A 14,453-nucleotide genomic window follows, 5' to 3' on the forward strand; every position below is an offset into this window, starting at 1 on the left:
TACGTATATGACAACTGAAAACATTATCGACCCGGAAGAAATCCACGTCGACCATTCGCTCCTGCAAGTCTCCACGACAGACGTTGCCGTTGAGATCATCAATATGAACAAATGGTACGGGGATTTTCATGTCCTGAAGGACATCAACCTCAAGGTGATGCGCGGCGAGCGTATCGTCATTGCCGGTCCGTCCGGTTCAGGTAAGTCGACCATGATCCGCTGCATCAACCGTTTGGAAGAGCATCAGAGCGGCAAGATTCTCGTTGACGGCATCGAACTTACCAACGATCTGAAAAAGATCGACGAAGTTCGGCGCGAAGTCGGCATGGTGTTCCAGCATTTCAATCTATTCCCACATTTAACTATCCTGGAAAACTGCACGCTGGCCCCAATCTGGGTACGCAAGATGCCGAAGAAGAAGGCGGACGAAATTGCGATGCACTTTCTTGAGCGCGTCAAAATCCCCGAACAGGCCAATAAATATCCGGGTCAGCTTTCCGGTGGTCAGCAGCAACGCGTAGCCATTGCCCGTTCGCTCTGCATGAATCCACGCATCATGCTGTTTGATGAGCCGACGTCGGCCCTTGATCCGGAAATGATCAAGGAAGTGCTCGACACAATGGTGCAGCTTGCTGAAGAAGGCATGACCATGGTTTGCGTAACCCACGAAATGGGCTTTGCGCGCCAGGTTGCAAATCGCGTTATCTTCATGGATCAGGGCCAGATCGTTGAACAGAACGCCCCTGCCGAGTTCTTTGATAATCCGCAGCACGAACGCACGAAGCTATTCCTCAGCCAGATTCTTCATTGAGATAGTTTTCTGCAATGTTACCAAACGGCGGCCTTATGGCCGCCTGTTTGATAATGCAATCCATTTTTCTTATATTTCGCCTGCAAGCCCTTTTGGGCGCTCATGACCCTCGCTTCGGCGAGGGTTTTTGCATTCAAATCTGGCCATCATATCCATAGAGCCAATCCAGCCCTTCGATAAACTTTTCGGCAGGGCGTTTGCGCATAATCATATTGCGCGCCATGGCGATTGGCCCTTTGGCATGATAGGCGAGCTGGTTCATCGCTCCGCGCCGCACCACTGCTTTGATACGTTTGCTGCGGGTCTTGTCAAACGCGTCTAAAGCCGATGGCCATGCTGCGATATTTTCCCCCAAGGCAGATGCCAGCGCCCATGCATCCTCGATAGCCATGGCCGCTCCCTGCGCTGCATATGGCGTCATCGCGTGGGCAGCATCCCCGATCAGCACCAGGCGATCCTTTATTCGGTAACGGCATTTACGCTGCTCAAACAATGGCCATGAAGTCCAAGGTCTTCCCGCCAGCATGATGTCGCGAATACCGGGATGCCAAAGATTGAATTCCCGGATAAAATTTTGGCTTGGCGTTTCCGGCACAGCCCCAGCGTCCCATCGCCGTCCGCCTTGGCGATCCGGGGCAACAGCAATGAAATTGAACATTTCACCGGAACGTATCGGGTAGGCGACCAGATGAGCGTTTGAACCAACCCAGGCAACAACATTGATGCCCTGAGGCAGCAGGGATGTGAAGCTCTTTGGCAACTGGTCAGCGGCGATGGTCGAACGCCAGGCAATCGTCGATGTATAGCGCGCGCGCTCCATGTCGGACATGGCAGTGCGCATATTCGACCAGACGCCGTCGGCACCTACGAGCAAAGCCCCGCGATGTTCCTCGATACGATCGTGATATTGAACGCGAACGATAATGCCATCTGCGTCAGGCTTGTACTGTGTCACCGCTGATTGCAGCTGGATGGCTATATTGGGCTGGCTTCGCGCCTGTTCCAGCAAGGCATTTTGCAGATCGGCCCGGTGGCAGACAATATAGGGTGAGCCCCATCTCGTGCGGGCCACATGACCAACATCAAGCGAAAGCAACATTTCGCCGCTCGAACCATCTGCAAGACAAATTGCCTGCGGTTCAACCGAGGATGGCGTTAATTGGTCGAGAACACAGAGCCGCTGCAATATCCGCGTGGCATTGGGGGAGAGCTGCACTCCGGCACCGGCTTCGGCCAGCGTCGCGCTTTTCTCAAATATCTGAACTGGAAAACCTTTGGCACTCAAGGCAAGCGCCAGCGTCAATCCGGCAATGCCAGCACCGGCGATAATAATCTGGTCAGGATTGGGATCGCGCCTGTTTCGTTCGGTCTTTAAATCGATGAGCGATGCGTTCAAGCGGCCCTGTCCACATAGGTGCAACCTGCTGGGACTGTCTCATCGGCATGCAGCGAAGCGTCATAGCGGTAAAGCGTGGAGCAATAGGGGCAAACTTTTTCATTGTCATCGCCCAGATCGAGAAACACATGCGGATGGTCGAAAGGCGGGTTGGCACCCACGCACATGAATTCCTTCACGCCGATGGCAATGGTCGCATGTCCTGCGCTGTTCTGGAAATGAGGGATGCTGTGGCCAGCCATTTTTCGCTCCTGAATCGTCTCGTCAAATACGCATGTTTGGCATTTGACTTCTCTTTCGCTTCGGTTTGTATCATCCTGATTACGATTTCAAGACGATTGCTATCAAACTGTCAAAAGACTTGTCTATGGTGCGCTCTTAAGTCCGCATTTTGCGGGAAATTTTTTTAGCTGGAGAATATTGATGAACGACCAATCGCCCACCATTCCGCAGCCTGTTGAGAATGTCTCTCTGCCGGATCTGCACACCAGCGTTGATCGCTTCGTCAACCGCGAATTCTCCTGGCTGCAATTTAATCGCCGCGTGCTTGAAGAAGCGCAAAATACCCACCAGCCCTTGCTTGAGCGCCTGCGCTTTCTGTCTATTTCGGCTGCCAATCTGGATGAGTTCTTCATGGTGCGCATTGCCGGTCTGGCCGGGCAGGTGCGCGAAAACGTCTCCAGTCGCAGTGATGATGGACGCACGCCGCAGGAACAGCTGGAATTCGTTCTCGAAGAAGTCGGCAAACTTCAAGCCGCCCAGCAGCTGCGTCTGAGTGCCTTGCGCGAGGAATTGATCAGGGAGAATATCGAAATTGTTCGGCCTGATCGTTTGACCAAAGCTGAGCAGGAATGGCTGGAGGATCATTTTCTCGAAACCATCTATCCTGTGCTAACACCCTTGGCCATTGATCCGGCGCATCCTTTTCCATTTATCCCAAATCTGGGCTTCACCATTGCCATGCTGCTGAACCGCAGCACGGATAACCGCCCAATGACGGCGCTCCTGCGCCTGCCGCAGGCGCTCAAGCGCTTTATCCAGATACCGGATGATAGCGGTCGCTACCGCTTCTTATCTCTTGAAGATGCGATCAGCCTTTTCACTGGGCGGCTTTTCCCTGGCTATGAGGTCAAGGGTGCCGGCACGTTCCGCATCATCCGTGACAGCGATATTGAAGTCGAGGAAGAGGCGGAAGATCTGGTTCGCCTGTTCGAAAGCGCCCTGAAGCGCCGTCGCCGCGGTCAGGTGATCCGCATCGAATTTGATGATGAAATGCCTGAATCCCTGCGCAGCTTTGTGGCTACGGAGCTGGGTGTGCCAGATAACCGCATCAGCGTGCTTGGCGGTCTGCTTGCGCTCAATATGATTTCGGAAATTGTCAGCATCGCGCGCCCGGACCTGAAGTTTGTTCCTTACAATCCGCGTTTTCCTGAACGTGTGCGGGAACATGGTGGCGACTGCTTCGCAGCGATTCGCGAGAAAGACATCATCGTCCATCACCCTTACGAATCCTTCGATGTCGTGGTGCAATTTCTGCGTCAGGCCGCTGCCGATCCGGATGTCGTTGCAATCAAGCAGACACTTTACCGTACTTCAAATGATAGCCCGATCGTGCGTGCGCTGATTGATGCCGCAGATGCCGGTAAGTCCGTTACTGCCTTGATCGAACTTAAGGCGCGTTTCGATGAAGAGGCCAATATTCGCTGGGCCCGCGATCTGGAGCGCGCTGGCGTACAGGTCGTGTTCGGCTTTATCGAGTTGAAAACCCATGCGAAAATGTCGCTGGTCGTGCGCCGCGAAGAAAACAAGTTGCGCAGCTATGTGCATCTGGGCACCGGCAATTATCACCCCATCACCGCAAAGATTTATACGGATCTGTCGTTCTTCACATGCGAGCCTTCAATTGGCCGCGACGTGGCGCAAATCTTCAACTACATCACAGGCTATACGCCGCCTTCCGGCGAAATGCAGCTTGCCGTTTCCCCGATCACGCTGCGTCCTCGCATTCTTCAGCATATTGCCGAGGAAATCGCCCATGCGAAAGCTGGCCGTCCTGCCGCAATCTGGATGAAAATGAATTCGCTGGTCGATGCGAAGATTATCGATGCGCTTTATGAAGCCAGCAGTGCCGGTGTGGAAATTGATCTCGTCGTGCGTGGCATTTGCTGCCTGCGTCCGCAGGTGTCGGGGCTTTCGGAGAATATTCGCGCAAAGTCCATCGTGGGCCGCTTCCTTGAACACAGCCGTATTTTCTGCTTTGGCAATGGCAAGCCGCTCCCATCGGAAAACGCTCTGGTCTATTTCGGTTCAGCCGATATGATGACCCGTAATCTTGACCGCCGTGTTGAAACTTTGGTGCCCATCACCAATCCAACTGTGCATCAACAGGTTCTTTCACAGATTATGCTGGCAAACCTTCTCGACAACCAGCAGAGTTATGAGCTACTTGCAGATGGAACCTCGCGGCGGATCGCTCCCGCCGATGGGGAGGATGCTTTTAATGCGCAGGAATATTTCATGACCAATCCTAGCCTTTCAGGCCGTGGCAAGTCGCTGAAATCTTCTGCGCCTCGATTGATTGCCCATCGCAAGCGGAAAGCGGCGAAAGAAAAATGAATTTAATTGCGACTTTCTCTGGTGACTGCCGATATACCGGTTTGGGAACCCAGACTTTATGATATCGGCAGCACAGGGACGTGTGCAGGGACGCCGACCGGCCGCTGTCATCGACATCGGCTCGAATTCCGTGCGTCTTGTGGTTTATGAAGGTGTTACGCGCTCGCCCACGGTTCTTTTCAATGAAAAGATATTGTGTGGTCTTGGCAAGGGACTGGTCAAAACCAAAAAGCTGAATGCCAAAGCCGTGCAGAGCGCCTTGCGCGCGCTCCGCCGGTTTCGCGCGCTTGCCGAGCAGGCTGGTGCCGTGTCGCTGGATGTGCTTGCCACTGCCGCCGCACGTGAGGCGGAAAATGGCTCGCAATTTATCCGCGAAGCGGAAGCCATCCTTGAAGAACCCATCAAGGTTCTGTCGGGCCGGGAAGAAGCCTATTATTCGGCGCTTGGCATCATTTCCGGTTTTCATGATCCTGACGGCATTGCGGGCGATCTTGGCGGCGGCAGTCTGGAACTTGTCGACGTCAAAGGCCGTAAGATCGGTGATGGCATAACCTTGCCCCTTGGTGGTCTGCGCCTGCAGGATATGTCTGAAGGCGATTTGACCGAAGCGCTGAGCATCGCTCAAAAAACCCTGGGCACAGCCAAGCTTCTTGCCAATGGCAAGGGCAGGGCCTTTTATGCGGTTGGAGGAACGTGGCGAAACCTTGCCAAGCTGCATATGAGTGCGGAACATTATCCGCTCCACGTCATGCATCATTATGAAATTCCGTTCGAAGAAGCCCAGCGCTTCCTCAAGCGCGTTGCTGTCGGTGATGTGGACAATATGCGCGGCATTGAGGATGTCTCAAAAAACCGCCGGGCGCTCTTGTCCTACGGCGCCATTGCATTGCTTGAAACAATCAAGATCATGAAGCCGTCGAAAGTAGTCTTTTCGGCACTTGGCGTGCGTGAGGGCTTTCTCTATTCGCTCTTGCCCGAGAGCGAGCAGTTGAATGACCCGCTCATTTCTGCCGCCGAGGAACTGGCGACACTGCGTGCACGTTCGCCTGCCTATGCGCGTGAACTTGCCGACTGGAGCGGCGATGCTTTCGCGGCGCTGGGTTATAAAGAGACTGATGATGAGAAGCGCTACCGGCGCGCGGCCTGCCTGATTGCAGATATAAGCTGGCGGGCGCATCCCGATTATCGCGGCAGTCAGGCGCTGAACATGATCTCCAATGCCGCTTTTGTCGGCATTGATCATCCTGGCCGCGCCTATATAGCGCTTGCCAATTTCTTCCGTCATGAAGGGGTTGCCAATAGCGTACCGGACCCGGAGCTTGCGGCGATTGCCAGCCCGCGACTTTTGGAGTTCTCGCGTCTTCTGGCCGCCATCATGCGGATTACCTATCCATTTTCGGCTTCCATGTCCGGCGTCGTGCCGTATCTTTCATGGAAAAACACCTCTGATGGCATCAGCCTTGTGGTGGATAAATCGAAAGCTGATCTCATCGGCGATGTCACCGAAGGACGCCTGCAGCAATTGGCAAAGCTCATCGGCAAGCCGCTTAAAATGGAAGTCGGCAAGTAATCTTGTTCAACGCGCCGCCTCTACCGGCGAAGCGTCGCTTTTCATAGCGAAATGCGCCAAAGCGAGCGAACTGATACCAGCGATAAAGAATCCGGCCGCCAGATACATTGTCCTACCATCATAGAAGCTCCCTATAGCGATGGCGAACAGGGTGGCGATAAGGCTCGATCCGGATGCGATCAAAGATGCGCCCAAGCCAGCAACCTGTCCCAGAGAGCGCATAGCCATGGCATTGAGGTTTCCGAACAATATGCCGATGGTAAAGAAGGCTGAAAAGGTGAAGACCATCAGGACCACCAGAGGCAAGTGCCCACGCCAGAGCACGGATGCAATCAACATCAGAAGACCGACTATTGCCAATCCCATAAAGGCTGCACGCGTCATGGCATCCGTTCCAAACCGCTGTACGAGCTTGGCATTGAGAAATGATGCAAGTCCAATTCCTGCGGCCAGCACCGCAAAATAAAAGGGAAATGTTTCCTTGATCTCATAAGCGTCGAAAAACAAATCGGCTGCCGTGCTGAGGTAAAGCAGCTGTGATCCGAACACCATCCCGGTCGCGACGATCAGCAGCGCCACACGGCGTTTTGCCAAAATGCGCCTGCCATTCCGTATCAAGAGTTTCGGCCGGAAGGATATACGTTTGTCGACCGGCAGTGTTTCCGGTTGCCGAATCACCAGCCAAAGACCCAGGATCATCGCCATAGCGAGGTAAATGCCGAAAATGGCACGCCATCCAGCCATAAAAATCACTCCCTGCGCCATAGCTGGAGCCAGCATCGGCACCATAATGAAGAGGGTGAACATCAAGGACATTACGCGAGCCATTGCGTCGCCCTCAAACTGGTCACGGATCATGGCGCGTGTAGCTATCTTGGGGCCGGATACGCCGACGCCCTGAAGAATCCGACCAAGTATCACTACTTCCAGCGATCTGGCCAGCATCGCAATAATGGTTCCAACTGCATAAATGCCAAGGCCAAGCACAAGCGCTTTCTTGCGTCCCATGGCATCAGATAGGGGCCCTAGTAGCAGCTCGCCGACGGCCATGCCGAAAATGAAGAGCGATATGATGTGCTGTGTGGATAGCGGCGGCCCGCCAACAACGTCTTCTCCGATTTGGCGCAACCCTGGCAACAGCGCGTCAATGCTAATGGATGTCAGCGAGGTCAGAAAAGCATAAAGAGCGATGCGCTCGCGGAAACTGATCGAAGAAGTCATGGATTGTTTGCACCGAGAGGAAGAGACCTCGACCTCTATCAGTTTTCTTGCAGAACTCCCTCAAATTTGTTGCGATCGGTAATTTTTGCTTTGGGAATTTGCTCTGGTCATGGCCTTGGCGGGTACGCCTTATATCTGACAATCCAGTTTCTGCGACAAGCCGGTATGATCACACGCATGTGAGCGGAGTTGAGTTGCCGTACCGCTTCATGCTCGTCAAAGTCGCCGCATGAAAACCCATCCGGTTAATCGCCGCAGCTTCATCTTGGCCACCCTTGCCGGTGGAGCGGGCGCTTTGGCCCCTTCGTTCTCTCTTGCGCAGGTTCCAAACAAAGCTGTGGCTTTGGACAATGTTGCGACGAGCCAGATCATTGAACAGGCTTCGTCTTTTCCGGCACTCCAGACGATGATCGTATATGCCGGCGGGCAGACCCAGATTGAGCACCGTTTCCATGGTCCCGCCATAGATCGTCCCGTCAATGTAAAATCCGTTTCCAAGACAATCATTGCGACCTTGGCTGGCATAGCCATTGAGCGCAAAGTTTTTTCCGGGTTGGACGAGCTTGTTGCGCCAATCCTGTCGAATAAGCTGCCGCAGGATCGTGATCCTCGGCTGGCGCGAATAACGCTCGGCAATCTGCTTTCCATGCAGGCGGGGCTTGATCGTACATCCGGCCCCAATTATGGCCGCTGGGTCGAGAGCTCCGATTGGGTTCGTTATGCGCTCGCTCGAGATTTCGTCGATGAGCCGGGCGGGCGCATGCTTTACTCAACCGGCAATTCGCATCTCATATCCGCAATGCTCACCCGCAAGACGGGTCGCACGACATTGCAGATTGCGCGCGATTGGCTGGGCGAACCGCTGGACATCACTATTCCACCTTGGCCACGTGATCCGCAGGGCATTTATTTCGGCGGCAATGACATGGAATTGTCGCCGCGGGCCATGCTTGCCTTTGGCAAAATGTTTCTCGATGGCGGAAAGAGCGGCGGCAAGCAAATCGTGCCAGCTGCCTGGATCGAAGAATCGTGGAAGCCTCGAACCAGCTCGCCATTTACTGGCGATAGCTATGGTCTGGGCTGGTTCATCTCTTATACGCCGGATGGCAAGCCGTTCTATTATGCCTGGGGCTATGGCGGCCAGATGATCTATGTCGTGCCTCATGCATCCGTGGTGGCGGTGATGACCTCAAACACCGCAGCGCCTTCCGGTCGCTCGGGCTATGTGCGCCAATTGCACGATCTTTTGGCAACCCGAATTGTTCCGGCAGCGGAAGCTGCCATAGGTTGATCAGACGGGCACAGTCTTCTTGCGCGATGGAAATGTCATGGCGGCAACGCCGATGACAACGAATACAAGTCCGGTCAATGCGGTCGAGGCCAGAGTTTCACCAAGGAAAATAACGCCGATTCCTACACCGATTGGAACGCGCAGATAGGCCTGCGATGTTGTGCTCACCGAGCCAAGCGTGTGGATAAGCCGGAAATAGATAACAAAGGCGAGGGCGGTCGAAAACACCGAGAGACCGAGCAGTGCCAGCAGCGAGTCAGCCGATGGCGCAATGGTCCATGGCTGGTCCACAACCAAGCTGACGGGGATAAGTATCACCGCTCCGCAAATCATTGAACCGGCGGCCGGCATCATCGGATCAAGCCCCTTGAAGCCCCGTCCGAATATGGCAGCGGCGGCATAGGAGATTGTTGCAGCCACAATTGCCAGTTGCGCCACCAGTTCCTTGCCGACCCCCTGAAAGGCTTCCATTCCGATAATCAGGCTGATTCCGATGACACCGGCAATTGTTCCCAAAAGCTTGCGCATCGTCACCGCTTCATGCCGCGTAATCAGCACCGTCAGCAGAAAGGCGAAAATTGGCGTGGTCGAATTGAGGATAGTCGCCAGTCCGGCATTTACCGTCTGCTCGGCCCAGGCAATCAGGGTAAAGGGGATAACACTGTTGATACAGGCTTGAATGAAAAAGCGCTTCCAGATCGCCGGGTCCTTAGGCAGCGAAAGTCCACGCATTTTAATGATCGCCACCAACAGCCCTCCGGCTATCAATGTGCGTGCAGCAATAAAGGTGATCGGCGGGATGGTTTCAACACCAATTCTGATGAAGGTGTAGGAGGCACCCCATAAAGTTGCGAGTACAGCAAGGAGCGCAACCTCTTTGGCGAGAGCGGGCGTTGTGGTGGAGGAAGCAGTCATGGTTTAAACCTTCGCGGCATGGATCATAGCAATGATCAATGTCCTGAATTCTCAGCCCGATGCTTCGATGATGGCCGAATTATCGAAACTCAATAGGGTTGATTGGCCGAATTGAGTAATTTGCAGGAAAACAGCCGGATCTTCACAGAAAAACCGGCTGTTTTGACTGAATTTTTGTAACTATGGGCTGCAAAATGAGTGCAGTCAGTTGCAACCCTCATTCACTGGGAAGAACCAGCGCCCGAATTTTCTTGTTTTCGAATTTCAGGCAAAGCTCGCCATTGATCAGTTGAAGCGCCTTTTCTCCAAAGACTTCGCGACGCCATCCTTGCAATGCCGGAATGTCATCAACATCACCTTCCGAAGCGATCCTGTCGATTTCATCGGAGGTAGCCACCACCTTTGCGGCAACGCCATGCTCTTCGGTAACAAGCCGAAGAAGCACCTTCAAAAGCTCCGAAGCTGCTCCAGCGCCTTCCGGGGAAGCGCTTTGTTTCGGCAAGCGGGGCATCTCATCCTTCGGCAGGTCAAGCGCGAGATTAACAGCATTAAGCAAGCCTGTCGCCATGCTGGAGCGCTCCCAACCCTTTGGAATCGTTCGCAAACGTGACATGGCCTCGGCGTCGCGCGGCTGCTGTTGTGCGATCTCGTAAATCGCGTCATCCTTGATGACACGCCCGCGCGGCACATTGCGTTCGCGCGCTTCGCGTTCGCGCCATGCTGCCACACTGCGTAGGACGGCAAGTTCCACCGGCTTGCGCAAGCGCATCTTCAGCCGTTTCCAGGCATCGTCCGGATGCATGTCATAGGTTTCGCGCGCGGTGAGAATTTTCATCTCGTCCAGAACCCATTCGGTGCGGCCCTCGGCTTCAAGGCTTTCCTTCAAATGGAGGTAAATATCGCGCAGATGTGTCACGTCCGCCAAAGCATAATCGAGTTGCTTTTCGGAAAGAGGACGCCTGCGCCAATCGGTAAATCGTGAAGATTTGTCGATTTGTGCCCCAACCACCTTTTGCACCAATTGGTCATAAGCGATGGCATCGCCAAAGCCGCAAACCATCGCCGCAACCTGTGTATCGAACACCGGGTGCGGGATCAGATTGCCAAGATGGAAGATGATTTCAATGTCCTGGCGGGCTGCATGAAACACTTTCACGATTTTTTCGTCGGCCATCAGCTTAAAAAACGCTGCAAGATCAAGGCCAGGGGCCAGCGCATCCACAATCGCCGTATGATCGGGCGATGCCAATTGGATAACGCAAAGCTCCGGCCAGAACGTGGTCTCGCGGATGAATTCCGTGTCGACAGTCACGAAGTCTGATTGGGAAAGGGCGGCAACAGCCTGTTCAAGCTGATCTGTGGTTGTAATCATGGTCATGATTTTTCTATAGCGAATGAGAATGGGTTTGTCTCGGTTCTTGACAAATCAGCTCCAAAATGCGCTTGTCCGCCCAAATTCTTTGGCGTGTCGAGGGCTTATCCTCGGTCTTTTCGCCATATTTAATCAGAGGCACATATCATGCACCGTTACCGCAGCCATACCTGCGCCGCCTTGCGTAAATCGGACGTTGGTTCGACAGTTCGTCTTTCAGGTTGGGTCCACCGCGTCCGCGACCATGGCGGAATTCTCTTTATTGATATCCGCGACCATTATGGCCTGACGCAAATCGTCGCCAATCCCGATTCGCCAGCTTTCAAGCTTGCCGAAACCGTACGGGGCGAATGGGTTATCCGCGTTGACGGTGAGGTGAAGGCACGTACCGAAGATACGGTAAACGCCAACATGCCGACCGGCGAGATCGAAGTTTTCGCGCGTGAGATCGAAGTTCTCTCGGCTGCGAAGGAACTACCTTTGCCGGTGTTTGGCGAATTGGATTATCCGGAAGATATCCGCCTGAAGTACCGCTTCCTCGATCTGCGCCGCGATACACTGCACAAGAACATCATGCAGCGCACGAAGATCATCGCTGCGATGCGCCGCCGTATGAGTGAGATCAACTTCACGGAATTCTCGACGCCAATTCTGACAGCTTCTTCGCCGGAAGGCGCGCGAGACTTTCTCGTGCCAAGCCGTATTCATCCCGGCAAGTTTTATGCTCTGCCGCAAGCGCCGCAGCAATATAAGCAGTTGATCATGATGTCCGGTTTCGACCGATACTTCCAGATCGCACCCTGCTTCCGCGATGAAGATCCACGTGCGGATCGTTTGCCGGGCGAGTTTTATCAGCTCGACGTTGAAATGAGTTTTGTTGAACAGAATGACGTTCTGACTACCATGGAACCGGTTCTGCGCGGCGTTTTCGAAGAATTTGCTGAAGGCAAGCGCGTTACCAAGGAATTTCCGCGCATCGCTTATGATGATGCCATGCGCAAATATGGTTCCGATAAGCCGGACTTGCGTAACCCTATCGAAATGCAGGCAGTGACCGAGCATTTCGCCGGTTCAGGCTTCAAAGTCTTTGCAAACATGATCGCCAATGACCCAAAGGTCGAGGTATGGGCGATTCCTGCCAAGACCGGGGGCTCACGTGCATTCTGTGACCGCATGAACTCTTGGGCGCAAAGCGAAGGCCAACCGGGCCTTGGCTATATTTTCTGGCGTAAGGAAGGCGAAAGCCTTGAAGGCGCTGGCCCGCTCGCCAAGAACATCGGACCGGAGCGCACGGAAGCCTTGCGTGTGCAGCTTGGTCTTGATGATGGCGATGCAGCCTTCTTCGTTGCCGGCGATCCTAAGAAGTTCGTATCCTTTGCAGGCGCTGCGCGTACGCGCGCTGGTGAAGAGCTGAACCTTGTTGACCGCGATCAGTTTGCGCTTTGCTGGATTGTCGATTTCCCCTTCTTCGAATGGCTTGAAGATGAAAAGAAGATCGACTTTGCCCATAACCCATTCTCAATGCCGCAGGGCGGCATGGATGCGCTCGAAAATCAGGATCCTCTGACGATCAAGGCATTCCAGTATGATATGGTTTGCAACGGTTTCGAAATTGCCTCGGGCGGTATTCGTAACCATCTGCCGGATACAATGGTCAAAGCATTTGAAGCTGTCGGTCATTCACGCGAAACCGTGGAAGAACGCTTCGGTGGTCTTTATCGTGCATTCCAGTATGGCGCACCGCCCCATGGCGGCATGGCAGCTGGTGTTGACCGCATCGTCATGCTGCTGGTCGGTGCGAAGAACTTGCGTGAAATCACCATGTTCCCGATGAACCAGCAGGCATATGATTTGCTGATGAACGCTCCATCGGATGTTTCGCAGGCGCAATTGCGCGACCTGAATATCCGTCTTAACCCGGTGAAGAAGGAAGTTTAGAGACCTTCTCTAACCGACTCTGGACAAACAAAAATCCCGGCATCGCTGCCGGGATTTTTTCGTTTTATCGCCAGGATTACTGGTTCGCAATAACCGTAACACCAAGTGTTTTGAGCAGAGACTTTGGATCGGCCATGCCGCCCGCTGCAATGATTGCGAATGGAACTGACTTTGGCGGAGCTGCCTTGATCTCGAGGGTCTTTGGATCGTCGAGATATTCGCCGACTGCCGTGCCGAGTGTCTGGGCGAATTCTGCATCGCCCAATTGTGCCGCAGCCATTGGCACGATTGCCTTTGCCTGATTGATCAGGTCTTCGCGCTTGGCGTTCTGCTGCTTGGCAACATAGTCGAGCGCCTTGTACGTGACTGAGTCGTCCTCAAAACGGATCGAAGCGCCGGTAAAGCTCAACTGCTGCATAAGGCCGAGCATCGCCATGCCTTGTGCGTCGTCAGGCTTGCCTTCCATATTCTTGGTGGCTTCCTGCAGACCCTTGATGAAGTCCAGCGTGTAACCGGAAATGTCGAGCTTAACGCCGAGTGTACCAGCATCATCGGTGATGAAATCCATCTTTTCGATGTTCAACCGGCCATCTGCAACATTCCACGTGCCGTTCATATCGATTTTCCCGGTCAGTGTCTCATAACCAAGAGCGGTCAATGCTTCCTTGGTCTTTGGATCTTCGACTTCTGACAGATCGGCTTTGAAGCTTTCAACATTTGTCGTGAAAGCTACAGGTGACGTTTCAGTCAGCGGGGAAATCGTTGCGGTAAGCGCGTCGGCAACGAAAACATCCTTGCCTTTAGCATTAAAGGCGACGTGCTTTATTTCCGCTTTTTCATACTGCAAAAACTTTGCCAATGGCTCAGTTGCGCCTTCCGCCGGAAGGGTGATCCCTTCAAACGCTATGCCTTCCAGCTTAATTGTTCCCTTGTCTTCGCCTTCAGGAGAAAAGCTGACATCGGGGACCGTCAACGATCCAACCTTGAAGCCACCACCGGAAACGTCGCTCACATCGGAAAGCGTGACGTCACCGGCATTGAATGTTTCTTTAATGCCTGTTGTTGAAACCTTGGCATCCTTCAACACGACTGTCGTGCCGTTTGTTTCAACATTGCTGTATTCAAGGACACCGCCCTGTTCGGTATAAACAGCCTTCAGGCGCGCAGCGACAGCGTTTCCGTCGATGGCATAGGCTGAACCGGCAAATACGACAACGAGAGCAGAGGTTGCAGCCAGCAGACGCAAGCCGGACTTCACAGGGTTTGGACGCATAATTTGTTCCTTGTTGAGATCAATGATCATACCTATTGCATGAGGCGCGG

Annotated in this window: 11 protein-coding genes; 5 read left to right on the forward strand and 6 right to left on the reverse strand. The window is 53.8% G+C overall.

Annotated elements, in window-relative coordinates; all coding sequences use genetic code 11:
- The first annotated feature begins 7 nt into the window (after nt 1-7).
- Nucleotides 8-811, forward strand: a complete 804-nt coding sequence (locus tag QFZ34_RS18845; protein WP_115051748.1) for an amino acid ABC transporter ATP-binding protein — start codon at nt 8-10, stop codon at nt 809-811.
- A gap of 133 nt (nt 812-944) precedes the next feature.
- Here the strand turns inward: QFZ34_RS18845 and QFZ34_RS18850 are convergent, their stop codons facing one another.
- Both QFZ34_RS18850 and QFZ34_RS18855 read right to left on the reverse strand, forming a co-directional pair.
- Complete coding sequence (locus QFZ34_RS18850) at nt 945-2,207, reverse strand: FAD-dependent monooxygenase (RefSeq protein WP_307284126.1); 1,263 nt, start codon at nt 2,205-2,207, stop codon at nt 945-947.
- On the reverse strand, nt 2,204-2,449 hold the full coding sequence (locus QFZ34_RS18855; protein ID WP_115051746.1) for a zinc-finger domain-containing protein: 246 nt from the start codon (nt 2,447-2,449) through the stop codon (nt 2,204-2,206). Before QFZ34_RS18855 ends, QFZ34_RS18850 begins: the two co-directional genes overlap by 4 nt.
- 181 nt (nt 2,450-2,630) lie before the next feature.
- Between QFZ34_RS18855 and QFZ34_RS18860 the strand changes: the two genes are divergently transcribed.
- Both QFZ34_RS18860 and ppx read left to right on the forward strand, forming a co-directional pair.
- On the forward strand, nt 2,631-4,823 hold the full coding sequence (locus QFZ34_RS18860; RefSeq protein ID WP_307284133.1) for an RNA degradosome polyphosphate kinase: 2,193 nt from the start codon (nt 2,631-2,633) through the stop codon (nt 4,821-4,823).
- Between the two features lie 58 nt (nt 4,824-4,881).
- On the forward strand, nt 4,882-6,393 hold the full coding sequence (ppx, locus tag QFZ34_RS18865; protein ID WP_115051744.1) for an exopolyphosphatase: 1,512 nt from the start codon (nt 4,882-4,884) through the stop codon (nt 6,391-6,393).
- A gap of 6 nt (nt 6,394-6,399) precedes the next feature.
- Here the strand turns inward: ppx and QFZ34_RS18870 are convergent, their stop codons facing one another.
- Nucleotides 6,400-7,614: an MFS transporter gene (locus QFZ34_RS18870; protein ID WP_307284138.1), complete on the reverse strand. Its 1,215-nt coding sequence runs from the start codon at nt 7,612-7,614 to the stop codon at nt 6,400-6,402.
- A gap of 229 nt (nt 7,615-7,843) precedes the next feature.
- On the opposite strand from QFZ34_RS18870, the gene QFZ34_RS18875 reads away from it, so the two are divergent.
- Nucleotides 7,844-8,905: a serine hydrolase domain-containing protein gene (locus tag QFZ34_RS18875; protein ID WP_307284141.1), complete on the forward strand. Its 1,062-nt coding sequence runs from the start codon at nt 7,844-7,846 to the stop codon at nt 8,903-8,905.
- Here the strand turns inward: QFZ34_RS18875 and QFZ34_RS18880 are convergent, their stop codons facing one another.
- A complete protein-coding gene (locus QFZ34_RS18880; RefSeq protein WP_307284143.1) occupies nt 8,906-9,820 on the reverse strand; it encodes a DMT family transporter in 915 nt (304 codons plus the stop codon).
- Between the two features lie 217 nt (nt 9,821-10,037).
- Nucleotides 10,038-11,198 (reverse strand): ribonuclease D, encoded by a 1,161-nt coding sequence (gene rnd, locus QFZ34_RS18885; RefSeq protein WP_115051740.1) that lies wholly within the window; start codon nt 11,196-11,198, stop codon nt 10,038-10,040.
- 141 nt (nt 11,199-11,339) lie between these two features.
- On the opposite strand from rnd, the gene aspS reads away from it, so the two are divergent.
- Entirely contained in the window at nt 11,340-13,130 is a 1,791-nt protein-coding gene (aspS, locus tag QFZ34_RS18890) for an aspartate--tRNA ligase (protein WP_115051739.1), read from the forward strand.
- A gap of 76 nt (nt 13,131-13,206) precedes the next feature.
- On the opposite strand, the gene QFZ34_RS18895 is transcribed toward aspS, so the two are convergent.
- Nucleotides 13,207-14,403: an aq_1923 C-terminal domain gene (locus QFZ34_RS18895; protein WP_162802407.1), complete on the reverse strand. Its 1,197-nt coding sequence runs from the start codon at nt 14,401-14,403 to the stop codon at nt 13,207-13,209.
- Nucleotides 14,404-14,453: the final 50 nt, after the last annotated feature.

Origin of the sequence: Phyllobacterium ifriqiyense (genome assembly GCF_030817885.1) — a bacterium.
Classification (GTDB): domain Bacteria; phylum Pseudomonadota; class Alphaproteobacteria; order Rhizobiales; family Rhizobiaceae; genus Phyllobacterium; species Phyllobacterium ifriqiyense.

Bases quoted from the DNA above. Each gene is read 5' to 3' on its own strand.
- QFZ34_RS18880 (WP_307284143.1), bottom strand. From the start codon at position 9,820: ATGACTGCTTCCTCCACCACAACGCCCGCTCTCGCCAAAGAGGTTGCG.
- ppx (WP_115051744.1), top strand. From the start codon at position 4,882: ATGATATCGGCAGCACAGGGACGTGTGCAGGGACGCCGACCGGCCGCT.
- QFZ34_RS18860 (WP_307284133.1), top strand. From the start codon at position 2,631: ATGAACGACCAATCGCCCACCATTCCGCAGCCTGTTGAGAATGTCTCT.
- QFZ34_RS18845 (WP_115051748.1), top strand. From the start codon at position 8: ATGACAACTGAAAACATTATCGACCCGGAAGAAATCCACGTCGACCAT.
- QFZ34_RS18870 (WP_307284138.1), bottom strand. From the start codon at position 7,614: ATGACTTCTTCGATCAGTTTCCGCGAGCGCATCGCTCTTTATGCTTTT.
- QFZ34_RS18875 (WP_307284141.1), top strand. From the start codon at position 7,844: ATGAAAACCCATCCGGTTAATCGCCGCAGCTTCATCTTGGCCACCCTT.
- QFZ34_RS18895 (WP_162802407.1), bottom strand. From the start codon at position 14,403: ATGCGTCCAAACCCTGTGAAGTCCGGCTTGCGTCTGCTGGCTGCAACC.
- aspS (WP_115051739.1), top strand. From the start codon at position 11,340: ATGCACCGTTACCGCAGCCATACCTGCGCCGCCTTGCGTAAATCGGAC.
- rnd (WP_115051740.1), bottom strand. From the start codon at position 11,198: ATGACCATGATTACAACCACAGATCAGCTTGAACAGGCTGTTGCCGCC.
- QFZ34_RS18855 (WP_115051746.1), bottom strand. From the start codon at position 2,449: ATGGCTGGCCACAGCATCCCTCATTTCCAGAACAGCGCAGGACATGCG.